Below are 24,861 nucleotides of genomic sequence, written 5' to 3'. Positions count from 1 at the left end.
ATGACCGCCCTAGCCCTGAATGGCCTCGGCCGCATCGGCCGTTTGCTGGTGCGTCGCCTGACGGCGACCCAGCCCGGCGCCCTGGGCGCCGTGAACGACCCCGCCCCCATGGACCAGCTGGTCCACCTGCTCCGCTACGACTCCGTCCACGGCCCCAGCCGCGAGCCCATCGAAGGCCTCACGGAGGGCGGGCAGGATTTCCTGCTGTTGGGCGGGCGCCGGGTGCCCCTCTTCCACGCCGCGGATCCGGCCCTGATCCCCTTCCCCGCCGGCACCCGCCTCGTGGTGGAGGCCAGCGGCCGCTTCACCCGGAAAGTCGACGCCACCCGGCATCTCAAAAATGGCGTGTCGCACGTCGTGATCAGCGCCCCCAGCCCCGACGCGGACTACACCGTCATCGCCCCCGTGAACGGCTCCGGGCTCGACCTGGCCCGCCACCGGGTGATCTCCAACGCGAGCTGCACCGCCCACGCCACGGCCCCCATGCTGAAGATCCTGGACGACGCCTTCGGCCTCGACCACGCGGGCATGAGCACTGTCCACGTGGTCACCAACGATCAGCGCCTCCTGGACCTGCCCCACAAGGACCTGCGCCGCGCCCGGGCGGCCTTCCTGAGCATCATCCCCACCACCTCGAGCGCCTTCGGAGCCCTGCACCGGGTCATGCCGGATCTGCCGCCCGCCTTCGACGGCGTGGCCCTCCGGGTTCCCACCCTGAACGTCAACCTGGTGGACGTGGTGGCCACCCTCCACCGCGAGGCCGATGCCGCCGCCCTGAACGCGGCCTACGCCTCCGCCGTGGCTGGTTCGTGGAAGGGCCTCGTGGACCTGGCCCCGCCCCACGCGGTCAGCAGCGACATCACCGGCCGGGCGGAAAGCGTGCTGATGGATCTGGATCTCACCATGACCCTCGGCCCGCGGTTCGTGAAGGTCTTCGGCTGGCACGACAACGAGACGGGCTATGCGGCCCGGCTCTGCGAGCTGGTCCTGGATCTGGCCAAACAGGTCTAGATCGTCCCCGCCGCGTACCCGGTGCTGAACGCAGCCTGGAGGTTGTAGCCGCCCACGGGACCGTCGAGGTCCAGCAGCTCGCCGCAGACCCGCAGGTTCTCCCAACCGCGCAGCGCCATGGTGCGCGGGTCCACGGCGACCAGGTCCACCCCCCCCGCCGCCACCTCGCCCCGGGCCAGGGGGACGGGCTGGGGCGCGCCCAGCGGCAGGGCCGTGACGAGGCCCACCAGCGTCCGCCGCCCGACCTTGGAGAGATCCTTGAGCATGAGGTCGCGGCCGACCCCAGCCTCCGGCAGCAGATCCTCCACCAGCCGTTCCGGCAGGCGCCGCTGCAGCCACGTGGCCGCCCGCAGGCGCGGGTTGGCGCGTGCCTCCGCCTGGAGCGCGGCGTCCACCGCCTCCGGCGCCTCCAGGAGGCTTGCATGCGTCAGCCAGGCCGCGCCGTCGCGGCGGGCGCGCTCCACGGCCTGGCTCAGTTCCAGGGCGGCGGGGCCGCTGATGCCGGTCCTGGTGAAGAGGACATCCCCCGCGAAGGCGGCCAGCCGGCGCCCGGCGGGCCCCGCGCTCAGCCGAAGCTCACCGTTCCTCAGGGCCACGCCCTCCCAGGCGGGGCGTGGTCGCGCCAGAGGGATGGGCGCCAGCGCCGGGAACCAGGGCTTCACAGGGACGCCCAGCTCCCTCAGCCACCCCAGCACCTCCCCCCGCGTGCCGGTCTCGGGATAGCTCGCCCCGCCGGTGGCGAGGATGACGTGGTCCGCCTCCATCCTTGTCTCGCCCAGGCGCAGGGCCGCCAGGCGTGGCGCGCCGCCTTCCTGCCCGGCCATGCGGCCCTCCAGCGCCGTCACGCGGGCCCCTGTGTGCACGTCCACGCCCACCCGGCGCACGAGGGTCTCGAAGGCGGCCACCACGGCCGCGGCGCTGCCGGGGCGGTCCTGGGGGAACACCCGGCCGTTCTCCCGGGTGTAGGTCTCCACGCCCTCCCGGCGCAACAGGTCCAGCACGGCCCCATTGCCGAAGGCATGCAGGGAGGGGCGAAGGAAGCGGGCCTGGTCCTTGGAAAAGGCCGCCAGCAGAGCCTTCGGTGGGCCGTCGTGGGTGATGTTGCACTTGCCGCCACCGCTGATGCGGAGCTTCACGCCCAGGCGGCCGTTCGCCTCCAGCAGCGTCACGGCGTGCCCCTGCGACGCGGCCCGCCAGGCCGCCACCAGCCCCGCCGCACCGCCGCCCACCACGATCACGCTCGCCATGGGTCCATCATGACGGAGCGCGCCTACTGGAAGATCCCCTTGAAGAACTTCCGGATCTTTCCGTCACCGGCGCCCTTCTTCCCCCGGTGCTTCTGGAGCTGGATGGAATCCGGCAGGGACCGGTGCCGCTCAGGGACCGCCATCCAGGGCTGGTAGCCCTCCAGTTCGAGCCGAAGCTGATGGCTGCCTTCTCCGGGAATCTCGATGGCGGCAGGGGTCTTCCCCTTGGGTTCTCCATCCAGCAGGATCGCGGCGCCCGCCGGCTCGGTGGTCACCTGGACCTGGAAAGGCGCCGGCTGAAGCCGGAGGGCCAGGTCCTTGTCCTCCGCCTTCAGGTGATAGGCCAAGGGCAGATAGTCCGCCTTCTCCAGGCGCAGCAGGTCCGCCTTCCCCTTCACCACCACCTGGCGCAGCGGCGTCCGCCCCAGGGACGTCCCGTCGAGGAACACCTCGGCGCCTCCGGGCTTCGATTCGATGGACAGCACGCGGCTGGGCTCGGGCCGAAGCACCAGGAACCCGAGCGCGAGCGCCGCCAGGAGGGCGCCCCCAGCCCAGAGCCATCGGCGCTGTGGAGATGCGGCGGCCGGGTGCTCGAGCCTCAGCGTGCCCGTGGCCTTCACCGGAGCCGTGGAGGCCAGCTGGGCCAAGTGGGCCGCGCGGCGCTCCGGAGACATGGGCAGCGCCTCGATGAGGGCCGCCAGGAAGGAGGAGAGGTCCGGGTACCGCTTCTCGGGGTTCTTGTCCAGGGCCTTCCCGAAGACTTCGGCCAGGTCGGAAGGGAAATCCGGCGGCCAGACCGGAGCCTCATGCACGATCCGGTAGAGGGTCGCCCCTACACTGTCTCCCGCGAACGGAAGCGTGCCCGTCAGCATCTCGAAGGCCGTGAGCGTCAGGGCCCAGCGGTCGGCGGCCGGGGTGGCCCTCTCGCCGTTCAGCACCTCCGGAGCGGCGTAGGCAGGCGTGCCCAGGAAGGTCGATGTCGTGGTCAGCCGTCCCGTCTGGTCGCCTCGGGCGATGCCGAAGTCCATGAGTTTCAGGCGTCCGTCCCTGGCCACCATGAAGTTCTCGGGCTTGATGTCCCGGTGGAGGATCCCCAGGGCATGCACGGCGACCAGGGCATCCGCGGCCTGGATCAGCAGACCCGCCGTTTCGTCGGGATCCAGCGGGCCGCGCCGGATCCGGTCCGACAGCGATTCTCCCTCCACGTACTCCATGACGAGATAGGGTCCGAGGTCCTGCGCCTCCCCTACGTCGTAGACCGTGATGGCGTTGGGATGGTTCAGCCGGGCCGAGATCTCCGCCTCGCGCTTGAAGCGGAGCAGCACCTCCGCGTCGCCGGTGCCTTCCCGGACCACCTTGATGGCCAGGGCCCGCTTGAGCAGGGGGTCTTCCGCCAGATACACCGTTCCCATCGCGCCAGAACCAAGCGTGCCGAGGACCTTGAAGCGGCCAATGGTGGAAGGATCCAGACTCATCCTTCCAACGATCATGCCAGAGGCGGGGCCGGCCCGTCGCCCCGGCTACACTCGAGGCATGTCCGAAGTCGGCTTCTCCAATCCCCGTCCCGCCCAGCTCCGCCGTTTCGGACGGGTCTTCTACCCCGCGGGCCTCCGCATGCAGAAGGCCCTGGCCGCTCATGTGAGCCAGCCGGGAAATCCCGACCAGCTCGTGCTCCTGGAACACGATCCCGTCTTCACGCTGGGCAGGAACGCCACGCCCGCCGACATCCACATGAGCGACGATTTCCTGGCCGCCCAGGGCGTGAGCGTCCACCGCACCGATCGGGGCGGCGAGGTCACCTACCACGGCCCGGGCCAGATCGTGGCCTACCCCATCTGCAACCTCCGGGGCGGCCGCGAGGACGTGGGCCGCCTGGTGCGCGGGCTGGAAGAGGCCATGATCCGCACCGCGGCGGACTTCGGCGTGGCAGCGGACCGGCTCCAGGGCGCTCCCGGCATCTGGGTCGAGACCCCGCGGGGCCTCGAGAAGCTGGGCGCCATCGGCCTCCACCTGAGCCGCTGGATCACCACCCACGGCATCGCCTTCAACGTGCGCCCCAACCTGGACCACTTCCGCTGGATCACGCCCTGCGGCTTCACCGACAAGGGCGTCTGCAGCCTCCAATCGCTGCTGGGCGAGAACGCGCCCGCGTGGGAAGTCGCGGCGGACCACCTCCAGGCCCACCTGGTCACCTGCCTCGCCATGGACCTGCGACCGGTCCGCGAACCCAGCCGCAGCGTCTCCGCCATGACCTGGCGGCGCGGCGCGGCGGGCCCCGAGATCCTGATGATGCTCCGCGTCCCCGCCCACGGGCTCTGGTGGCAGAGTGTCACGGGCATGATGGAGCCCGGCGAGACGCCCGAGCAGACCGCCCACCGGGAGCTGATGGAGGAGACGGGTCTCACCGGCACGCTGCGCCCCCTGGGCCTCTCCCACAGCTTCTGGGTGGACCCCGCCATCGTGCGCTTTCCGGATGCGGAGCCCAGGTTCAACACGGAGACCTGCTTCTCCATGGAGGTGTCCGCCGAGACCCCCGTCCGCCTGGAGCCCCTGGAGCACAGCGAGTTCAAGTGGTGCGCGCCCGAGGAGGCCCTGGAGCTCATGAAGTGGGAGGGCTCCAAGGCTGCGCTGGGGCTGCTGAGGAAAGCCCTCGGCTGCTGAACGCATCCCCCTCCCGGAAAGCTGGAGGTTCCCCGAGCCCGGGCATCGGCGGTCTGTGATTCCGGGGCCAGCAGAGGGCGGCGCCAAGGTCGCCCGTTCCCGCCTTGCTAACCTGGGATGTCCAACCGGAGCCGCCCATGTTCCCCCAGTTCACCGAGGACCAGACCGCCATCCGCGACGCCGCGCGGGACTTCGCGATGTCCGAGATCGAACCCGGAGCTTCGGCCCGGGATGCCAGCGGCGAGTTCCCCAGTGACATCGTGAAGCAGCTCGGGGAGATGGGCTTCATGGGCATGGTCGTGCCGGAAGCCTACGGCGGTGCCGGCGTGGACTTCCTCAGCTACATCCTGGCCCTGGAGCAGGTGGCCTACGCCGACGCCTCCGTGGCCGTGACCATGAGCGTGAACAACTCCGTGGCCTGCGGGCCGATCCTGGCCTTCGGCACCGAGGCCCAGAAGCAGAAGTACCTCAAGCCCATGGCGAACGGCGAGATGATCGGCGGCTTCATGCTCACGGAGCCCGACGCGGGTTCCGACGCCGCGGCCCTCAAGACCCGAGCCACCCGGGTGGACGGCGGCTGGAAGCTGAACGGCGCGAAGGCCTGGATCACCAACGGCGGCGTGGGCCGCTACTTCGTCACCATGGCGCGCACCGACCCGGACAAGGGCAAGAAGGGCATCAGTGCCTTCATCCTCGACGCGGATCAGCCGGGCGTGGTCATGGGCCGGCCCGAGGCCAAGATGGGCCTCCGCTCCAGCAAGACCGTGATGGTGGCCCTGGAGGACGCCTTCGTGCCCGAGGACGCCATGCTGGGCAAGCCCGGCGATGGACTGAAGGTGGCCTTCGGCGGCCTCGACGGCGGGCGCGTGGGCATCGCGGCCCAGGCCCTGGGCATCGCCCAGCGGGCCATGGACGAGAGCGTGGCCTACGCCAGGGCGCGCATGTCCTTCGGGAAGCCCATCGGCGAGCACCAGATGATCCAGACCTACCTGGCCGAGATGGAAGCGCGCCTCCAGGCCGCCCGCCTGCTGGTCTACCGGGCCGCCGCCCTCAAGGGGGCCGGCAAGCCCTGCACCGTGGAGGCCGCCACGGCCAAGCTCTTCACCACGGAAAGCGCGGTCTGGATCTGCGACCGGGCCGTCCAGATCCATGGCGGCTACGGGTACTCCCGGGAATACACCGTCGAGCGGCTCTACCGGGATGTCCGCGTGACCACCATCTACGAAGGCACCAGCGAGATCCAGCGCATGGTCATCGCCCGGGAACTCTTGAAGTAGAAATATTCAACACCCGATGAAATAGGACTTGCCCTCACGTTGCGAGGGAGTCATCCTTTCAAGTCCAGGAAGGGTCTAACCCTCTGGCGGGTGCCGTTCGTAGGCAGCCTGATCCCACGGTGGCTCTTTTCGATCTCCAAGGAGTGGTGATGACGCGTCCCCTGTTCCTTCCGGCCCTGCTGGTGGCCTTCTCCCTGGTGGCCCAGGAGGCTCCCAAGGCCGATGCCACCGCACCCTCCGCCGCCGCCAAGCTGACGCTCCAGCAGGCCATCGAGACCTCCCTGAAGAACAACCTGCAGGTGCAGATCGCCGTCGAGACGCGCGACTTCACGCGGGCCGGCCTCACCATCGAGGAGGGCGCCTTCGACTGGAACCTCACCAGCGGCCTGAGCGTGAGCAAGACGCAGGACGGCTTCCGCTATCCCAACGGCGACGGCACCTTCGGAACCCTGGAGGGCACGGCGTTCAACCGGAGCCTGACCGTGGGTTCCACCAAGGCCTTCGGCTGGGGCGGCAACCTGAGTCTCAGCTACGCGCCCCTGTACAGCTTCCACACCGGCAGCCTCTACACGGGCACCACGACCAATCCCTACGACGGCAGCTTCTCGGCCACCTACTCCCAGAGCCTGCTCCGCAACTTCGGGCGCGCGGCCACCGAGAGCCGCCTGATCGTGGCGCGCAAGAGCGCCCAGGCCGCGGACCTCAATTTCCAGCTCTCCATCATCGGCCTGGTGGCCAGCACCGAGTCCCTCTACTGGGATGTGGTCTTCGCCCAGCGCAACCTGGAGAACAAGCAGCAGGCCCTGGCCCTGGCCCAGAAGCAGCTCAACGAAAACCAGATCCGCGTGCAGGTGGGCACCCTGGCCCCCATCGAGGTGACCTCCTCCGAAGCCTCGGTCGCCCAGGCCCAGCAGGACATCATTTCGGCCGAAGCCCAGCTCCTGAATGCCAAGGACGCCTTGATCCGCGCGCTCTATCCCTCCTCCGAGCGCCCCCTGAACCTGGAACCGGCCGATGCCCCCAGCATCAAGCCCCTGGAGCTGAATGAGGCCACGGCCGAGAAGCAGGCCCTGGCCAACCGCATCGAACTCCGGACGGCCCGTCTCGACCTGGAATCCAAGCAGGCCCTCGAGACCGCGGCCAACAACCGCATCCTGCCCCAGTTGGACGCCTTCGCCACCTACACCGGCAACGCGGCCTCCCAGATCCCGTCCGAAGGCCTTGCCGCGGTCAACAAGGACCTCACGAAGGGCACCTACCCCGGCTACACGGTGGGCCTCCAGTTCTCCATGCCCATCCAGAACCGGGCGGCCCGGGGCAACCAGGCCCAGGCCCGCGCCAACCGGCGCCAGAGCGAGCTGACCCTCCGCGACCTGGAGCTGGGCATCACGCTTGAAGTGCGCCAAGCCTTCCGCAACCTGGACGCCTCCGGCAAGGGCGTGGTCGCCGCCGAGAAGACGCGCATCTTCCGCGAAAAGGATCTCGAGGCCGAGCAGAAGAAGTTCGAGAACGGCATGAGCACCAACTTCCTCGTGCTCTCCAAGCTCAACGACCTGAACACCGCCAAGGGCAACGAGCTGCAGGCCCAGATCACCTACGCCAAGGCCGTGACCGCCCTGGAGAAGGCCCTGGGGCACCTGCTGGAAGCCAGGAAGCTGGAAGTCAAATAAGGTCCGTTCCCGGCTGCAAAACGGGCCCCATCCGGGGCCCGTTTTGCAGATGACACCGCCGCCAAGTGGCGGAGTCGAAACATGGGTCAGTCCATCCGGAGGCTGAGGTCCACGGCCGGGGCGCTGTGGGTGAGGGCGCCGACGCTGAGGAAGTCCACGCCGGTCTCAGCCACGGCCCGGGCCCGCTCCAGGGTGATGTTGCCGCTGGCCTCCAGGAAGAGGCGCCGGCCGCTGCGGTCCCGCAGGGCCACCGCTTCGCGCATCTGGTCCAGGGACATGTGGTCCAGCAGCACGCCGTCCACGTCCGGAAGGTCCAGGCAGGCCTTGAGCTGGCCCAGGGTCTCCACCTCCACCTCGATCTTCACGAGGTTGGGCGCCACCCGGCGGGCGGCTTCCACCGCGGCCCGCACCCCCCCGGCCGCGGCCAGGTGGTTCTCCTTGAGCAGCACGCCATCGCCCAGGGTCAGCCGGTGGTTCACGGCGCCGCCGCAGCGCACGGCGTACTTCTCCAGCAGCTTGAGGCCGGGCGTGGTCTTGCGGGTGTCGAGGATGCGCGCGCCGGTGCCTTCCACCGCGTCCACGAACTTCCGGGTGAGGGTGGCCGTCCCCGAGAGCCGCTGGAGGAGGTTCAGCACGACCCGCTCGGCCAGCAGGATGCCATGGCTGGAACCCCGCAGGCGCATCACTTCCGTCTGCGCGGAGACGCGCTGCCCGTCGTGCCGGGCCAGGTCCGCATTGAGGTTCGGGCAGGTGATCCGGAGGACCTCCACGGCCACGGGCAGCCCCGCCAGTACCAGGTCTTCCTTCGCCACCACCTTGGCTGTCATGGGGCGGTCCGGCACCGAGGCCGTGGTCCAGTCCTGGGTGCCCCAGTCCTCCCGCAGGAAGGCGCGCAGCTGGTCGCGGTAGGTCTCGGGGTGCGGGGGATGGAACATCGGTCACTCCGGCCCCAGCGTACAATGTTCGACACCGATCCCAAACCAGGAGCCTCCCAATGTCCTTCGTCCTCGTCGAGAAAGCCGACCGCATCGCCTGGGTCACCCTCAACCGGCCCGAGAAGCTCAATGCCCTCAACAACGAGGTGCTGAAAGGGCTGGATCTGGCCTTCGCAGACCTGGAGCAGGACGCCGAGGTGGGCGTCGTGGTGGTCACGGGCACCGGGGAGAAGGCCTTCGTGGCCGGCGCTGATATCTCCGAGCTGAAGTCCCTCGACACCGCCAGCGCCCGGGTGCAGGCCTTGCGCGGCCAGGCCGTGTTCCAGCGCATCGAGTCCATGCCCAAGCCCGTCATCGCCGCCGTGAACGGCTTCGCCCTGGGCGGCGGCTGCGAGCTGGCCCTGGCCTGCCATATCCGCATCGCCAGTGAGAATGCCAAATTCGGCCTGCCCGAGGTGAGCCTGGGCATCATCCCCGGCTACGGCGGCACCCAGCGCCTGCCCCGCCTCGTGGGCAAGGGCGTGGCCCTCGACATGATCCTCAGCGCCGAGATGACCGCCGCCGCCGACGCCCTGCGCATGGGCCTCGTGAGCCGCGTGGTCGCGCTGGCGGATCTCAAGGCCACCGCGGAGAAGCTGGCCAAGACCATCCTCTCCCGGGGCCCCCTGGCCCTTCGCAGCGCCCTGGCCGCCGTGAACGAAGGCATCGAGATGCCCCAGGACCAGGGTCTCCAGTACGAGGCCGCCCTCTTCGGCCTTCTCGCCGCCTCCCAGGACATGCAGGAGGGCATGGGCGCCTTCCTGGAGAAGCGCCAGGCGCAGTTCAAGGGCCTGTAGTCTTTTTACTTCCGCAGAAAAACGGGGCCGAATGGCCCCGCTTTTCTGCGGAGGGAATGGCTAACGCTTGGCGCCCACCGCGCCAAGCGTGACCGCGGCTGCCTGCTCATTGTTGTTCTGGTCCCCGACCTTCACGAGGACGCGGTCGCCGCGGACGGCATCGCGGGGCACGACCACATCGAAACGCTCGTCCTTCTGATCGAAGACCCGATCCTCCGGCACGATCTGGAGCCAGTGCTCCCCATCGGCGCTGACGGCGGCCTCCTTCAGGGTGGAGGTCTCATCCCGGGCCACGAAGCGGATCCGGACGCCCTCGCCCTCGGGCGTGGCGCTCAGCTCGGAGATGGTGGGCGGCGTGTGGTCGATGATGAAGGGGGCGGTCCGCCAGAGGCTGGTGAGGGCGACGTTGAAGGCCGCCGTGGGGGCGTCCGAAGCGGTCACTTCGAGGCGGTACCGGCCATCGGGCACGGGCAGGGTGTCGAAGCTGAAGAATTTCTCTTTCCAGGCCTTTTCCAGGAGGATCGGCGCGCCCCGCTCGGGCACGAGCCGGATGGCGAACTGGAGGGTGTCGGCGTTGGGGTCGTTCACGCGGAACACGAAGCTCTGGGCGCCCCGGCGGAAGCTGCGCTTCTCGGCGCCCATGTAGCCCATGGCCGGGATGAGCTTCTGCGTCTCCAGGGGCACCCGTTCGATGCCGATGTCATCCGGGGGCGCCGTGCGCGTGATGACCAGGCCCGGCGGCATGGTATCCACGCCCTCCCAGATCGGGGCCAGGTTGCGATGGGCCCAGTGGACGGTCACGGTCTCCACCACGGGCGTGGCGCCGCCCCGGGTGCTGCTGAGGCGCAGGCGGAACTGGGCGAACCGCGAGGACGGCAGGGCCGGACGCTCGCCGCTGCGCAGGGGGGGCGTCCAGGGGCTCCAGGTGGCATCCGGCGTCTCCGTGCTCCCCGTGCGGAACTGGAATTCCACGTTGGTGCCCGATGGCGTGTCGGCGTCAAGGTAGGCCCGGCCCCAGTCCGCCAGGGGCGCACCCTTGAGGATCCGGGATTCGACGGTGCCCTCGGTGGCCTGGGCTTCGGACAGCAGGTGCAGCTCGGCAGGATTCGAGCCCACCACGAGTAGATCCCCGCCGGAGGGCAGGAAGGCCGTGGCCTGCGCCGTGCCCAGCTCCTGCACCACGGCGAAGGGATCCGTATCGTGGGCCTTGCCGAGGGGCAGCGAGAAAAGGCGAGAACGGTTGCCCGTGCCCACCAGCAGCTGGCCCTTCCACGGGGTCAGGGCGTAGACCTGGCTCTGGGCGCTCTGCCACAGGGTCTCGGGCACCCGATCGCGGTCCAGGCGGATGACAGCCGACCGAGTGGCCGCTGCGGTATCCGCCTGGAGATAGCCTTCGCGCCGTTCCAGCTGGCCGGTGCTGAACTTCGGCGTGAGCCCGTTGTCCGCGCCGACATAGAGCAGCCCATCGGCCACGGCCAGGGCGCGCACCTCTTCAAAGGGCGTATCCATCAGCGTCTCGAGACGATCGCCTTGGCGGCTGTAGCGGAGCACCAGGCCCCGGCCATGGCTGCCGAGGTACCAGCCCCCCTGCCCGTCCGGCGTCAGGGCCGTGAACGCCGTCTCGTCTGCCAGCTCCGCCAGGCGGCGGCTCGATCCGCTCCGGGCCTGGACCAGCACGGCGCCCTTCTCCGAACCACCGGCGGCGATGACCGCATCCCCATCCACCGCCAGGGCCCAAACGATGCGGGCTTCGATGTCCGCGAAAGGCTTCACGTCGCCGGCAGGGGACACGCGGAAGAGCTTCCCCTCTCCCGTGGGCGCCACGATCAGATCCTGGCCCAGGCGCGCCAGAGCAAACACGATGCCCCCCTTCACCTGGCCCAGGGGTTTCACCTGGCCACCGGTGTAGTGGAAGATCTTGCCGTCCGTGCCGGCGGACAGGTAGGCGCCCCCGGAGCCATCCGGAACGGCCGCCCAGATCACGCCTTCTGGCAGCTGGCCCACACGACGCAAGTTCGGCGCCAGGCGCAGCCGGCCGTCAGCCCCGATGCGGACACCGTGGGTCTCGGACCCTAGCCAGTCGTTGAACCCGGAGAAGGTGGCCACGGGCTGATCCGCCAGGGCCGCCACGCCCACGACCGCGGAGAGAAGAAACGTCATCCAGCGCATAGAGCCCTTTCGATTCATGTCCATCACTCGATTTCCACGTCCAGCTGGCTCAGCCCCCGCACCTCGCGGTCGAGCGGCAGGACGGCCCGGCCCACGATCCGCCGCTGGAGCTTGTTGTCGCTGCTGGCCCCGTCCCCGCTGACCAGGGTCGCCACCGTGGGCGGGATGCCTTCGATGCGGCTGCCGCGAAGCCCGGCGCCGGGCTGGCTCTGCACCAGCAGCGCGTAGGCGTGGTTGTTCCGGAGGGCCCCGTTCAGGAGTCGGACCACATCCCCCAGGTTGGCCACCTCGATCATGCGCTCATCCGGATCGGCCGCCATGAGGCTGAACCCATCGCCCACCATGAGGGTCGCCTTGCCCTTGGCCGCTGAGGAGGGCACCTGGATGTTGAAGGTGGCGGTCTCGCGCACGCCCTGGATGTTCTGGAGGGTGACCAGCACCGGAAGGATCTCCCCCCGCTTGGCCCGGGCCTTGAGGAGGCGGACGCCCGCGATGGCCGAGAGATCCAGCCGCTCCTCCGCCTTGATGGTGAGGGAGATGCCTTCGAACACGGGCTTCTCGAAGGGATTGAGCGTGATGGCCTGGAGCATGGCGCCGACGTACTGGGAGATGCGCGAGGGGTTCAGGTCCGCGATAACGTTCTCGATCAGGATGGCCGGATGCCCGGCCAGCTTGATGTTGCCCTGCATGGACAGGCTCTGGAGCCCGAGGCCACGGGTGTGGGCGTCCAGGGTCTGGGCCACGGCCGTGGCCACCAGGGCCGGAGTGGCCACGGGGTGGTCCATCAACTCGAACCGGAAATTCAGGGTGCGCTTCCCCCCCAGGTTCAGGCCGATCCGCAGGGGGACCATGCGCGCTTCGGCCCCCAGCAGCCCCGCGACGCCGGAGCTGCGATCCAGCCGCAAGGCGCCGATGGGCGCCACGGGCATGGCCATCTTGAAGGAGCTCTGGTAGCTGGCCACGGTGCTCGCCACCGTGGCGGACCAGAGGGGCAGGTCCACGGATCCGAGGTTGAACAGCTGGTGCCCGAACAGCAGCACCCGCTTGCCCGAGACGTAGGTGATGGTGCCCGCGGCGGCAAGATCCAGGTCTCCCTGCATGAGGGTGACGGCCGCCATGCCGCCGGGTTCGAGAGGACTGGCCTCCTCCCGCGCGCCCCCGGATAGGACCGGCGCGGCGGCGAAGGCGACCGGAAATCCGGCCCAGAGACGACGGGCTTCAGGTCCAAGCGCGCTGCCGACGATGGACATCGGCATGGCCTGGGGGTCCGGCTCGCCCATGAGCGTCCGGAAATCCAGCATCTGCCCCGAGAGGGCCGCCTTGAGGACCTTGGGCGGCTCCAGCTTGGGCAGGATCAGGGGGGTGCGGCTGGGCGGGGTTTCCGGGATGTCCCGGAGCTGGTCCAGCATCTCGGCGATGGGGGTGATGCCGCCAATGGCCTCCTTCTCGAAGAGAAGGCCTGTGCTCAGCGCCCCGATGAGCTTCCCATCGATGAAGCAGGGGCTGCCGCTCATGCCGGCCAGGATTCCCGTATCCGCCAGGGGCCCCCCGGAGGCCCTGACCATGATGCGGCTTTTGCCTGGGGCCGCGTTCCGTTGCACCCCCAGCACTTCGAAGTCGAAGCGCTCGATTTTGCCGCCCTGGAACACCGTCCGGCCATACCCCTTCATGCCCGCCCGGATCTCCGTGACCGGGAGGGTGGCGGGCCCCTGGCCTGCCAGAGGAACCAGAGAAAAGAGGGCGAAGGCGAGGGCGACCAGTTTCATTGATATCTCAAGGAATGTATGAAGCCTAGCAGGACAGTCCCGGTGACCGGGACGGCCGCCGGCCGGGCGCCCCTGTGAATTTCAGATGCTGCATGTGACTTTTTCGTTCCTTGACCAACAGATCCCTTTTATTGCGATGCCCCCCCTGGCTATTCTTTGAAGAACACGGAGGAACTTCTCATGCGATCAAGGCATTTCGCCGGCTCATCCCTTGTGGCCCTGCTCGTGGCGGCGGCCCCCATCATGGCCCAGGGTGTCTCCACCCAGCTGGGCGGTCGCGTGCTCGACAACCAGGGCGCCGGCGTCGCCGGAGCCACGGTGGTCATCCGGAACACCGAGACCGGCCTCACCCGCACCCTGCAGACCAGCGCCGAAGGTCGCTACCTGGCCACCCTTCTGCCGGTGGGTCCCTACACCGTCACCGTCACCAAGGCCGGCTTCCAGACCGCGAGCAACGTCAAGGTGAACCTGAACCTCGGCGATGCCGCCCCCCTGACCATCAAGCTCGCCCCCGAGACCGGCGCCGTGGTCGAAGTGATCGCCGCCTCCGCCCAGGTGGACACCGAGCGCGCCAGCGCCGCTGCCATCATCTCCCCCGACAACCTCACCAATCTGCCCGTCTTCAACCGCAACTTCACGAACCTCGCCACCCTGGCCCCCCAGGTCGTGGTGGACAGCAGCCGTGGCAACCTCGCCATCGCTGGCCAGCGCGGCGTGAACACCTCCATCAACATCGACGGCGGCGACAACAACGAGCCCTTCTTCGGCGGCGCCACTGGCGCAGCCGAGGGCAAGACTCCCTTCACCATCTCCATCGAGGCCATCCGCGAGTACCAGGTGATCACCGACGGCGCCAGCGCCGAGTTCGGTCGCATGGGCGGCGGCTATGTGAACGCCATCACCAAGAACGGAACCAACGACCTGAGCGGCAGCCTCTTCTACTACCAGCGCCCCCGGGGCTGGGTGGAGGCTGGCCCGACCCTCCGTCAGCCCAACGGCACCACCACCACGAATCCAGTCGGAGACTTCCAGCAGGAGCAGTTCGGCTTCAGCGTGGGCGGCCCCATCCTCAAGGACAAGCTGTTCTACTTCGTGGCCTACGACGCCCAGCGCCGGAAGGACCCCGTCCATCAGGTGTGGGGCGGCAGCCGGCCCGTGGCCTTGGACCCCGCCACCTACCCCAATGATGCGGTGCTCCTGGCCAAGGCCGGCGACTACTCCGCCAAGGCGGATTCCGACGTCTACTTCCTGCGCTTCGACTGGAACCCCACCGTCGACCACAGCATCCAGTTCCGGATCAACCACTCCAAGTTCAACGGCGTCACCGGCGCCAGCACCATGGCCGCCTCCGAAAACCTGGCCTCGGATGACGTGACCACCGACGCTTACGTGCTGCAGTGGAACTGGGTGATCAGCGGGAACTGGATGAACGAGTTCCGCGTCAGCCATACCAAGGACGACATGCCCCGCTCGACCTACTCGCACCTCCCCGAGGTCAGCATCAGCAACGTGGGCTACTACGGCGCCTATCCCTTCGACCGGACCTACAACACCAAGCGCACCCAAATCCAGGAGAACATCAGCTACGTGACGCCCACGTTCCAGGTGAAGGCGGGCGTGGACTACAACGACATCAACGTGTCGGAGTTCTTCGCCGGCAACTGGCAGGGGGTCTACCAGTTCAACTCTCTTGCTGATTTTCGTAATGGCCTCTGGAGCTATTACCGCCAGAACTTCGGCCTGAACAGCCCCGTCCAGCAGGCTGGCCTCTTCGACACCAGCTACAAGCAGATGGCCGCCTTCATCCAGGCCGAATGGCGCCTCACCGACACCTTCAAGCTCGGGGCCGGCATCCGCTGGGACCGCCAGGAGAACCCGAACTATCCGATCCTGAACATGGGTGACCCGCTCGCGAACCCCATGCCCATCACGGCCAAGATCCCCTCGGACAGCCAGTTCTCGCCCCGCGTATCCTTCACCTGGACCCCCGCCTTCGACCAGGGCAAGACCGTGATCCGCGGCAGCGTCGGCCGCTACGTCAGCACCACGCCAGCCGTGTTCTTCTACCAGGCTTACGCTGCCAACGGCGTCCGCACAGGATCGAAGGATTTCCAGCCGGGTGATGCCGCCACCTATGGCATCCCCATCGGGGCCTCCTTCAACGCGGCGAACCCCTATTGGATTTCCTCCCTGCCGGCGGGCGTGACCTTCACGGGATTCAACATCTGGACCTTCAACCCGGACTTCAAGAACCCCTACACCGACCGCGTGAACATCGGCGCCGAGCGCCCCTTCTTCAACGACTTGGTGCTCGGCCTATCCGCCACCTACGCCAGGGGCAAGCAACTGGAGCGAACCGCAGATCTTAATCTCGGTACACCTACCCCCAATGCCTATGGTCGCCTGATGTACCCTTCCACTCTCACGACTACAACGGTCGGGGGACGGACCACCATCTCCTGGACGCCAATCCGGCCAAATGCCAACTACGGCACCATGGGAATGTATTTCTCGGATGCCACCAGCCTCTACCACGCCTACACGGCCAGTCTGAAGTACCACAAGGATGGCAGCGCTTTTGACGCCCAGTTGTACTACACCTACGCCATCAACAAGGATAGCGATTCCAACGAGCGCAACTACTCGGGCATCAGCATCCAGGATGCAGGCCTTCTGGGGAACCAGTGGGGCTATGCCGACACGGATCGTCGCCAGGTGTTGACCGGCTACTTCAGCTTCCTCGACAAGCAGGTTACCGGAATCCTCGCGTCCATTTCTGTGCGCTACCAGACCGGGACCCCCTATACCCTGACGTACGGTGCCGACGTGAACGGTGACGGGAATACCTCAAACGATCGTTACTTCCAGAATGGCGTCGACACGGGCCGTAATACCCAGCGAGCCGGATCAACCTTGACTTTCGACCTTGGGCTTCGTAGAGACATCGAATTTACCAAGCGGATCAAATTGACTCTATCGGCCGACGTATTCAACCTGTTCAACCGCCAGGACACCTACCTGTCAAACAGGACTCCCTCGGTGCCCAATACCACGACCTCGAACGTCTCCACGGTTGACGCACAGCAGCTTGCACTCAACCCGCAGCAGAACTGGATCGGCTCCGCCCGCCAGATCCAGCTCGGCGCGCGGTTCGCGTTCTAGTTGTCGTTGCCAATGATGTTGTTCGGCCTTGTGCCCGGGGGCTGACCACCGAGGGCGGAATGAGGTCTGTGGTGATTTTAGTAACGGAACCAGGCGCCGAGCGCCTGGTTCCGTTCGTCTGAACCGCCGCCCATGCGGCCGAACTCGGTGCTGGCGCCGTCGGTGATCCTCTGCCAGATGGGACCGTAGGCCCACTCTCGGAGGGCGGTCTGGATCAGCCGCTCGGCCTTGCCGTTGGTTCTCGGGCGGTAGGGCCGGGTGCGACTGTGCTTGAGGCCGCAGGCTTCGCGCATGGCCTTGAACTCCTTGGATCGGTAAGACGAGCCGTTGTCCGCCAGCAGCTTCCGAACCTGGACGCCCTGGGCCTGGAAATGCAAAAGCGCCCTCTGGTGGAAGGTCGCGGTGGTGCCCTTCTTCTCATCCGGCAACACCTCCATGTAGCTAGCCCGGGAGTGGTCGTCGTTGCAGACATGCAGCACCTGGTAACCCGCCTTGCGGTTTTTGTGGTGGCGAATGCCCGTGCCGCGGTGGCCTACTTCGTGGAAGTTGGCGCGCTTCTTCGTATCGAGGTGAAGCAAGTCGCCCGGTGCTTCGTGCTCATCGCGATTGGGCGGTTCCTTCTCCTGGAGGGCCGAGGCCCTGGAGATCCCGGCCTTCCGCAGCCAGAAACCCACAGTGGAGCGGGGAAGGCCAGCTCGGCGGCGATCCGGACAGCCGCTTGGCCCCGCCGTCTTCAACCTACGGCCTCGACGACAAGGCCAAGTCCATGGCTTCGCGCCAGGCGACGGGGCTGGCTGATGCGGTCCTGGAGGCCCGGTTCCCCTCCAGCCGGAAGCGCTTGAGCCACTTGTGGCCTGTCCGCTCACTGAACTCGGCCAACTCTGAGGCCTGGATGACACTCATCCCTGAAAGAACCCTCTGAACAAATAGGGCTCGACTGAAAGGGCAGGATCGCGCTCGACTATGGATGTTCACCCGAGTCTCCCGGAAAGCTGTTGGTTGGCACTTTCAGCTTCCCAGAATTCGAGTGAACAACCTGATTGGCACTTAAACCTAGCAACACTACAGTGTTAATCCTTAACCTCATAGGTCGACTGCAAATCCCCACTGTGACTGTCCATTCCACAGTAAGCGCCTCTTCTGGAGGAGGTGCAGCACCCAAATCACGAGGTGGTCGAGGGAGACCTTCAGCTTCGCGGCAGGCCCGTCACCAGCGATGACTGAAAGTTCTCTGGCCATCGGCGCACCCTGCGATCGAGTGGTTCTTCTACCGTTCGGCCTACGAATCACTACCGTTCAGGGTTATCACTCCAGAGTCTTCAAAAAATTTGCCATCATCACCCATTGGGTCAGTAGCCCAGGTGCACGGTCAGTGTTTTGCCAGTGCCTAACAGGCTTCTACTTCGCTCTTTGTATGGGTCGGGAGGTACAACCACCAGGGGTTCACAAGTGTCCTAGGTGGGTTGCCTAACCGATTGTCCGACCGGGCCCGATCGCAGGTGGTCGGGTTCAGCCCCGTGGTTTCGGCTACGGCCAAGCCACTTAACCTAATTTTATTTCCATAAGGCGGCAATCTATACCTCACAGGCCAAAGGAGGGCCTAGATTATGAAAAGAATATTGCGTATAAGCTCGCTAATTATATTAGTAAGCTGCGGGGCTATTGCCCAAACGACAGTCCAGCAGATTCAGAGGAACTCCGCACAATCAGCATTTGTGATGCTATTGCCCGGAGACCCGAATCTCGACCCCAATTGGGACTGGACCACTGATAGCCTTAGTGGCCACACCATGTACTATTCTTTAAACGGAACCACGCCTATACGCTTAGATAATGTTCAACTTCCATTTTTTTCACCTAATGATCCTTTGAATCTCCCAGGCACACTAAAAGACATGTACAAACAAGATGGGTGGACTCTTGCGTACAGAGATTTTGGCACTGCTACGGATGCTCCACCCCTTCCATTTCTAGCTCTTTACAATAAATACCGCGGTCTACTACGCTTTATGTTTTATAACGCTCCAGCAGACTCCCATACCGCATATAAAGCTGAAATCAAATTTCGTAATGGCGCTACCACGATTTCTCCTAGCACCCCCGATCATTACTCATCGGCACTTTTCACCTTTTCAGCTGATCAGGCTAAAAGCTTTATTACCAACTACGATGGCTCTACAAGTCAATTTCAGCTCTCCCCGATGAATGCCTATAGGGGCTGGGCAACCTTTGATATTGTTGCGGCTGGCTATGATCCCGATCTAGCTACATCAAATAAGTATGATCCCGTCCTAACCGTAAATGTTACTCCAATTGATGAAAGCAAAATAACACTGGTAGGTGCTGGAACCATGTCTCTTAATCAAGTCATGGGGAATTATAAACCAACCGGAGTTGGTTCCACCAGCGATCTTCAAAGGGCCTTTAATGCCATTAATGCTGGTTATTCTGATTATCAGAGCGCAACCAAAGCACTAAATGGTATTCAAAATTTCGCTAATGAAAATCAGAATGCCCAGGGTTGGATAGGATATGCGGCTGCTGCAGCCGCCACGATCGCCACTGACGGAACCCTTGCTCCATATGCGATTGGACTTGCCGGGGCAATAAATTCATTTATAGGTGGTGCCAATAAGGGCACTCAGCAAGCAGTCCCACTTAATTTTGCTGGAAAATTTCAATTCACATTGAGTGGTAACATTGAAGCTCAAAATGCAATTAGCTGGTCCGGAAATTACTATTTAAACCCTGGTCCACAAATGGCTGATGGTTATCGGCCAGTGCAAACGGTTAACTGGGGAGTTGTCAATATTGATCAATCACCATCTATTGTTATGGATACTCTTGTTGACGAAATCTGGGTTCTAAATGTTGGTGATGATTGGGAGCACGTTGGTACATACTATTTCAAAACTTTACATGCTAGCACAACTTCTCCAACAGTATACATTAATCCCAACTGTGGAATGCAACTCGAATCAGAGCAAGTTATTGTGAGTTTTGGAACATCAATGGCACCAGTGTTGAGCACAAAAAATGAAACCCCGGTAACTTCCCCTCACTCGTTTCCAAATCCAGGTTCCTATCTTGCAGATTATGATGGAACCTCGGCAAATCAACCTAATATTACATATGTGTTCAAATTTAAAATCAATGATCCAAATGTCGTCAATTCAGATAAAGAACTTGTCTTCACTAAAACATACACTCCCACGATCATACCAGGCACCACAGAATATATTGGTGGTCCTTACCGATAGATTTACTTCTACTTCTTAAAGTCATCCTCTTACTTAGGGCGGCGCGCCAGCGCCGCCCTTTTTCCATTAGGCTTGAGGCATGAGCATGCAGCAGGAGTGGAGTGCCACATTGGCGAAGCCGAAGCCCGCCGGGTGCGGAACCGGGGGTGCCGCATGAGGATTCTCTGCTTGGGCGATGTGGTGGGGGAACCGGGGCGGAGGCTGGTGGAGGCCTTCGTGCCCGAGCTACGCCGGGAGACGGGCGCTGATCTCGTGGTCGTGAACGGTGAGAACGCCGCCCACGGCCACGGCATCACGGACACCATCGCCCGGGAATGGTTCGATCGCTTCGGGGTGGACGTCATCACCACGGGCAACCATGCCTTCGACGTGAAGGGGATCGAGAGCTACTTCCGTCTGGAACCCCGCCTGCTGCGGCCCGCCAACCACCCCCCCGACACACCGGGGAACGGGTGGGTGAAGCTGCACACGCCCTCGGGGGCCGAGGTCCTCGTCATCAACCTCATGGGGCGGGTGCACATGCCCGCCTGCGACTGCCCCTTCCGGGGCGTGGACACCATCCTCCAGAAGGAGCGGTCGGATCTCGTCATCGTGGACATGCATACCGAGGCCACCAGCGAGGCCCAGGCCATGGGCTTCCACCTGGAGGGCCGGGCGGCGGCCGTCTTGGGCACCCACACCCACGTGCCCACGCTGGATGCCAAGGTGCTGCCCGGCGGCACGGCCTACGTCACTGACATCGGCATGACGGGCCCCTACGACGGCGTCATCGGCATGAAGAAGGAGGCCAGCATCGGCCGCTTCCTCAGAGTCCAGCGCCCCAAGTACGAGGTGGCCGAGGGCGACCTCCAACTCCACGCCGTGCTGGTCACCACCGAGGGCCGGAAGGCGACCAGCATCGAGCGGATTCTGAGGAAGCTGTAAGGACCTTCGAGGGGCTCAGTCCTCGAGCTTGGGGAAGAGCCAGCCGGCAATCGCGGCGCCGAGGAGGGGCGCCACCCAGAAAAGCCAGAGCTGACCGAGAGCCCAGCCACCCACGAAGAGGGCCGGTCCCGTGCTGCGGGCGGGATTCACGGAGGTGTTCGTCACCGGGATGCTGATGAGGTGGATGAGGGTGAGGCAGAGGCCGATGGCGATGGGGGCGAAGCCCGGAGCCGCCTTCTTGGCGGTGCTGCCCAGGATCACCATGAGGAAGAAGAAGGTCATCACGACCTCGGTCAGGAAGGCCGCGCCCAGCCCGTACTTGCCCGGAGAGTGGTCCGCATAGCCGTTGGCCGCGAAACCGCCGATGGCGGACCCGTTGCCCGTGGCGATGACATAGAGGATGGCCGAGGCGGCCACGGCTCCCAGCACCTGGGCCAGCCAATAGCCGGCCACATCCTTGTAGGGGAAGCGCCCGCCCACAGCCAGGCCCAGGGTCACAGCCGGATTCAGGTGGCAGCCTGAGATGGGGCCGATGGCGAAGGCCATGGTCAGCACTGTGAGACCAAAGGCCACGGCCACGCCATGGAGGCCAATGCCGACGCCCGGAAAGGCCGCGGCCAGCACCGCGCTGCCGCACCCGCCCAGCACCAGCCATAGGGTCCCGAAGAATTCCGCCGCAAGCCGCTTGTTCACACATCCTCCATGGAAGAAAAAAGCGTGATGGCTGGAAAGCTGGGGTCAGTCTATCCATCCGCCGGGAGGATGCCTACTCTTTCGGCCCTCAAAAGCCAAAGAGCACCACCAAGACACCAAGGGAAGCCAAACCTGGTGATCGACTTGCCTCCGCCTGGAATGATCGAATCGCGAATGACACGGATCGCTCTGCGGGCGCGTGAATGGCGAACGATCCTGCTTCCGCCACGTTTTGCGCCCTTTCGCGTCATTCGCGGTTGCTTGCTTTTACGGCTGAGTCAGGCCAGCTGGGCCCATCCCTCCAGGTAGAGGTTGAAGGCCGGGTCCGCCTCGGCCTTCTGCTGGACCAGGGCGCGGATCTGGGCCTCCTCGGCCTCCATCTGCTCAGGCGTCAGGTGGCCCGAGAGCGTCATGGCCCGCAGCCACACCAGGAAAGTGGTGAGGGCGTCGAACTGGTTGTAGCGGACGATGCCGGCGATGTCCCCCGCCCGCCAGAGATCGATGACGCTCTTGCCGTCGGTGCCCAGCTTGCCCGGAATGCCACAGGCCGTGGCCAGCTCGTGCAGGGTGGACGAGGCTTTCCCCCAGGCGCCGGTGATCTCGCGGAGGTCGATGTGCTGGTTCCCGTAGCGGTCGAAGAAGTCGCCCGCCGCCCACTTCTCCGCGCTGCGTCCCAGGCCCGGGATGGAGAGCCGGTGCACCATGGCCCGCTGAACCAGAATGGGCAGGTCCGCGTCCCGCGAGTTGAAGCCCACCAGCTGGGGCTTCTTGTCCCCAAGCGCCACCAGGAAGCGGCGCAGCAGGTCGTCCTCGGCCAGGGCTTCCGGTCCCTCCGGCAGGGCGAAGAGCTTGTGCTGGACGTCACCGTTCCGCACCGTGCGGATCACCGCGGCGATGGACACCACACGGCAGAGGATCGTCTTCAGGTAGGGCCGGGGCTCCGCCTCCGTAGCCCCGCCGTAGGCCCAGAGGCGCTCGGTCACCTCCTCGTCCGGCATCTCCTTCGGGAGGTCCAGCACCCGCCTCCCCGTGGCGGGATCCGGCACCCACTCGGCGTCGAAGGCGAAGATCTGGTGGTGCGGGGGACGCAGCATGGGAACGCTCCTGGGATGCCTTCAAGTCTAGGTAATGCTCAAAAGCCTCCACGAAGGGCACGAAGAGAAAAGCCAGATCACGAAGGCGAATTCGTGGTCTTTAGGTTCACCTGAAGGGCTTCTTCGTGTCCTTCGTGGAGATCCTTTAACGGCCGGGTTACTTCTCCAAAGCCCACTTGCCCCCGCCGCCCACGGCGCAGGCCAGGCCTACGAGCAAGCGGAAGAGGGCGGGCAGGTTCGACAGGGGCCCGGCGCCGTGCATCCAGCCGTGCACCAGCGGCCAGCCCAGGACGGCCACGAGGATCCCGCCGGCCAGGGCCACCCACACGCCGAGGAGGATCAGGGCACCGCAGACCAGCTCACCCAGGGCAAAGCCCCAGGTCGAGGCCTGGGCGAAGGTGATGGCCCCGTGGGCGCGGCGGAGGATCTCGAAGCCGTGCATCACCGCCATGCCGCCCACCGCGAGGCGCAGGAGGAAGAGGGCCCAGTCGGTGCGGGTCTTGGAAGCGGCCATAAATACCTCGGGAAACATCCATTGTAGGCTGGGGATTCTCCACGGAAACCGCCATGCGCCCCACGCTCGCCTTCGACGCCGACGACACCCTCTGGCACAACGAGACCCTCTACGCCGAGACCCAGGAGGCCTTCCGGGCCCTCCTGCGCCCCTTCCACGACGACGCCTGGATCGACGCCCGCCTCCACGAGACGGAGATGCGGAACCTCCGCCGCTACGGCTATGGCATCAAGGGCTTCACCCTCTCCATGATCGAGACGGCCCTGGAGCTGACCGAGAACCGCCTCGACGGCGCTGGCGTCCGGAAGGTGCTGGAACTGGGCCAGGCCATGCTCGACAAGCCCGTGGAGCCCCTGCCCGGGGTGGCGGAGGTCCTGGCGAAGCTGGCCGGAGCTTTCGACCTGATGCTCATCACCAAGGGCGACCTCTTCGACCAGGAGACCAAGCTGGCCAAGTCCGGCCTCGGGCACCACTTCTCACGGGTGGAGATCGTCTCCGAGAAGGACGAGGCGACCTACGCGGCCCTCCTCGGGCGCCACGGCCTCCAACCCGGAGCCTTCACCATGGTGGGCAACTCGGTGAAGTCCGACATCCTGCCGGTCCTGGCCCTGGGCGCCCGGGCGATCCACATCCCCTACCACCTGACCTGGGCCCATGAAGTGGTCGCCACCCCGGTGGAATCCCCCTTCCCCGTGCTCGATTCCATCCGCGACCTGCCGGCCCTGCTCGCGGGCTGGTGACCCCATCCTCCGCTATGCTGGGGAGACGGAGGGTTTCCATATGAGCAGCATCCAGAACATCGGCGTCATCGGTGCGGGCCAGATGGGCAACGGCATCGCCCATGTCTTCGCCCAGGCGGGCTTCAGCGTGCTGATGCAGGACATCAGCGACGCCTTCGCCGCCAAGGGCGTGGCCACCATCGACAAGAACCTCCAGCGCGGCGTGGACAAGGGCAAGATGACCGCCGAGGAAAAGGCCGCCGTCCTGGGCCGCATCCGCACCACCACCAAGCTCGAGGATCTCGCCGGCTGCGACATCGTCATCGAGGCCGCCACCGAGAAGTGGGAGGTCAAGAAGCAGATCTTCGAGACCCTCGACAAGGTCTGCAGGCCCGGCGCCGTCCTGGCCTCCAACACCAGCAGCATCTCGATCACCAAGCTGGCCGCCGTCACCAAGCGCCCCGAGACCTTCATCGGCATGCACTTCATGAACCCCGTGCCCGTGATGCAGCTCATCGAGGTCATCCGCGGCCTGGCCACCAGCGATGCCACGTTCGATGCGGTCATGGAGCTCTCGAAGAAGCTCGGCAAGACGCCCATCCACTGCAACGACTTCCCCGGCTTTGTCAGCAACCGGGTGCTGCTGCCCATGATCAACGAGGCCATCTATGCGCTATATGAAGGCGTGGCGTCTGTGGAGAGCATCGACGGCATCATGAAGCTCGGCATGAACCATCCCATGGGTCCCCTCACCCTGGCGGACTTCATCGGCCTGGACACCTGCCTCTTCATCCTCAACGTGCTGCACGAGGGCCTGGGCGATCCCAAGTACCGCCCCTGCCCCCTGCTCATCAAGTACGTGGACGCCGGCTGGCTGGGCAAGAAGAGCGGCCGCGGCTTCTACGACTACAGCAAGGCCTGAT

Annotated in this window: 20 protein-coding genes; 10 read left to right on the top strand and 10 right to left on the bottom strand. The window is 65.5% G+C overall.

Annotation, left to right across the window (positions count from 1 at the left end; genetic code table 11):
- Complete coding sequence (locus MLE64_RS02040; protein WP_243315272.1) at window positions 1-1,011, top strand: type I glyceraldehyde-3-phosphate dehydrogenase; 1,011 nt, start codon at window positions 1-3, stop codon at window positions 1,009-1,011.
- On the opposite strand, the gene MLE64_RS02035 is transcribed toward MLE64_RS02040, so the two are convergent.
- Together MLE64_RS02035 and MLE64_RS02030 are read right to left on the bottom strand one after the other, a co-directional pair.
- Window positions 1,008-2,258, bottom strand: coding sequence for a BaiN/RdsA family NAD(P)/FAD-dependent oxidoreductase (locus MLE64_RS02035; RefSeq protein ID WP_243315270.1), 1,251 nt, complete (start codon window positions 2,256-2,258; stop codon window positions 1,008-1,010). The two genes, MLE64_RS02040 and MLE64_RS02035, sit on opposite strands and share 4 nt — an antisense overlap.
- Window positions 2,259-2,281: 23 nt before the next feature.
- The gene (locus MLE64_RS02030; RefSeq protein WP_243315268.1) at window positions 2,282-3,733 is read right to left on the bottom strand and encodes a serine/threonine-protein kinase; all 1,452 of its coding nucleotides are present in this window, start codon (window positions 3,731-3,733) and stop codon (window positions 2,282-2,284) included.
- 58 nt (window positions 3,734-3,791) lie between these two features.
- Between MLE64_RS02030 and lipB the strand changes: the two genes are divergently transcribed.
- The 3 genes from lipB to MLE64_RS02015 all read left to right on the top strand — a co-directional run bounded on the left by lipB (window position 3,792) and on the right by MLE64_RS02015 (window position 7,866).
- Window positions 3,792-4,919, top strand: a complete 1,128-nt coding sequence (gene lipB / locus MLE64_RS02025; RefSeq protein WP_243315257.1) for a lipoyl(octanoyl) transferase LipB — start codon at window positions 3,792-3,794, stop codon at window positions 4,917-4,919.
- Window positions 4,920-5,056: 137 nt separating this feature from the next.
- Window positions 5,057-6,196: an acyl-CoA dehydrogenase family protein gene (locus MLE64_RS02020; protein ID WP_243315254.1), complete on the top strand. Its 1,140-nt coding sequence runs from the start codon at window positions 5,057-5,059 to the stop codon at window positions 6,194-6,196.
- Between the two features lie 149 nt (window positions 6,197-6,345).
- Entirely contained in the window at window positions 6,346-7,866 is a 1,521-nt protein-coding gene (locus MLE64_RS02015; protein WP_243315252.1) for a TolC family protein, read from the top strand.
- Window positions 7,867-7,952: 86 nt separating this feature from the next.
- On the opposite strand, the gene nadC is transcribed toward MLE64_RS02015, so the two are convergent.
- A complete protein-coding gene (gene nadC / locus MLE64_RS02010) occupies window positions 7,953-8,801 on the bottom strand; it encodes a carboxylating nicotinate-nucleotide diphosphorylase (RefSeq protein WP_243315249.1) in 849 nt (282 codons plus the stop codon).
- Between the two features lie 59 nt (window positions 8,802-8,860).
- Here nadC and MLE64_RS02005 point away from each other — a divergent pair, with 59 nt between their 5' ends.
- Window positions 8,861-9,637, top strand: coding sequence for an enoyl-CoA hydratase-related protein (locus MLE64_RS02005; protein WP_243315247.1), 777 nt, complete (start codon window positions 8,861-8,863; stop codon window positions 9,635-9,637).
- A 60-nt stretch (window positions 9,638-9,697) separates the two neighbouring features.
- Here the strand turns inward: MLE64_RS02005 and MLE64_RS02000 are convergent, their stop codons facing one another.
- On the bottom strand, window positions 9,698-11,830 hold the full coding sequence (locus tag MLE64_RS02000) for a hypothetical protein (protein WP_243315244.1): 2,133 nt from the start codon (window positions 11,828-11,830) through the stop codon (window positions 9,698-9,700).
- Complete coding sequence (locus tag MLE64_RS01995; protein ID WP_243315243.1) at window positions 11,830-13,572, bottom strand: SpoIVB peptidase S55 domain-containing protein; 1,743 nt, start codon at window positions 13,570-13,572, stop codon at window positions 11,830-11,832. The genes MLE64_RS02000 and MLE64_RS01995 overlap by 1 nt, the downstream gene beginning before the upstream one ends.
- A gap of 180 nt (window positions 13,573-13,752) precedes the next feature.
- On the opposite strand from MLE64_RS01995, the gene MLE64_RS01990 reads away from it, so the two are divergent.
- The gene (locus tag MLE64_RS01990) at window positions 13,753-16,734 is read left to right on the top strand and encodes a TonB-dependent receptor (RefSeq protein WP_243315240.1); all 2,982 of its coding nucleotides are present in this window, start codon (window positions 13,753-13,755) and stop codon (window positions 16,732-16,734) included.
- A 77-nt stretch (window positions 16,735-16,811) separates the two neighbouring features.
- Here MLE64_RS01990 and MLE64_RS01985 read toward each other — a convergent pair whose 3' ends face one another.
- Together MLE64_RS01985 and MLE64_RS16005 are read right to left on the bottom strand one after the other, a co-directional pair.
- Window positions 16,812-17,312 carry a DDE-type integrase/transposase/recombinase gene (locus MLE64_RS01985; protein ID WP_243315237.1) on the bottom strand — a complete coding sequence of 167 codons (501 nt, stop codon included), beginning with the start codon at window positions 17,310-17,312 and terminating at the stop codon, window positions 16,812-16,814.
- 160 nt (window positions 17,313-17,472) lie between these two features.
- Window positions 17,473-17,709: a leucine zipper domain-containing protein gene (locus MLE64_RS16005; protein WP_423748237.1), complete on the bottom strand. Its 237-nt coding sequence runs from the start codon at window positions 17,707-17,709 to the stop codon at window positions 17,473-17,475.
- Between the two features lie 815 nt (window positions 17,710-18,524).
- On the opposite strand from MLE64_RS16005, the gene MLE64_RS01980 reads away from it, so the two are divergent.
- Both MLE64_RS01980 and MLE64_RS01975 read left to right on the top strand, forming a co-directional pair.
- On the top strand, window positions 18,525-19,994 hold the full coding sequence (locus tag MLE64_RS01980; protein ID WP_243315235.1) for a hypothetical protein: 1,470 nt from the start codon (window positions 18,525-18,527) through the stop codon (window positions 19,992-19,994).
- 153 nt (window positions 19,995-20,147) lie between these two features.
- Entirely contained in the window at window positions 20,148-20,918 is a 771-nt protein-coding gene (locus MLE64_RS01975) for a TIGR00282 family metallophosphoesterase (RefSeq protein ID WP_243315233.1), read from the top strand.
- Window positions 20,919-20,933: 15 nt separating this feature from the next.
- Here the strand turns inward: MLE64_RS01975 and aqpZ are convergent, their stop codons facing one another.
- The 3 genes from aqpZ to MLE64_RS01960 form a co-directional block, all read right to left on the bottom strand.
- Entirely contained in the window at window positions 20,934-21,611 is a 678-nt protein-coding gene (aqpZ, locus tag MLE64_RS01970; RefSeq protein WP_243315230.1) for an aquaporin Z, read from the bottom strand.
- A gap of 278 nt (window positions 21,612-21,889) precedes the next feature.
- Entirely contained in the window at window positions 21,890-22,705 is an 816-nt protein-coding gene (locus tag MLE64_RS01965; protein ID WP_243315227.1) for a 3'-5' exonuclease, read from the bottom strand.
- Window positions 22,706-22,862: 157 nt separating this feature from the next.
- Window positions 22,863-23,219: a hypothetical protein gene (locus tag MLE64_RS01960; RefSeq protein WP_243315224.1), complete on the bottom strand. Its 357-nt coding sequence runs from the start codon at window positions 23,217-23,219 to the stop codon at window positions 22,863-22,865.
- A gap of 53 nt (window positions 23,220-23,272) precedes the next feature.
- Here MLE64_RS01960 and MLE64_RS01955 point away from each other — a divergent pair, with 53 nt between their 5' ends.
- Both MLE64_RS01955 and MLE64_RS01950 read left to right on the top strand, forming a co-directional pair.
- Entirely contained in the window at window positions 23,273-23,959 is a 687-nt protein-coding gene (locus MLE64_RS01955) for an HAD family hydrolase (RefSeq protein ID WP_243315222.1), read from the top strand.
- A 40-nt stretch (window positions 23,960-23,999) separates the two neighbouring features.
- On the top strand, window positions 24,000-24,860 hold the full coding sequence (locus tag MLE64_RS01950; protein WP_243315219.1) for a 3-hydroxybutyryl-CoA dehydrogenase: 861 nt from the start codon (window positions 24,000-24,002) through the stop codon (window positions 24,858-24,860).
- Window position 24,861 lies beyond the last annotated feature (1 nt).

This window comes from Geothrix paludis (assembly GCF_022808815.1).
GTDB classification, from domain to species: domain Bacteria; phylum Acidobacteriota; class Holophagae; order Holophagales; family Holophagaceae; genus Geothrix; species Geothrix paludis.
This window is presented reverse-complemented; position numbering and strand designations above follow the sequence as displayed.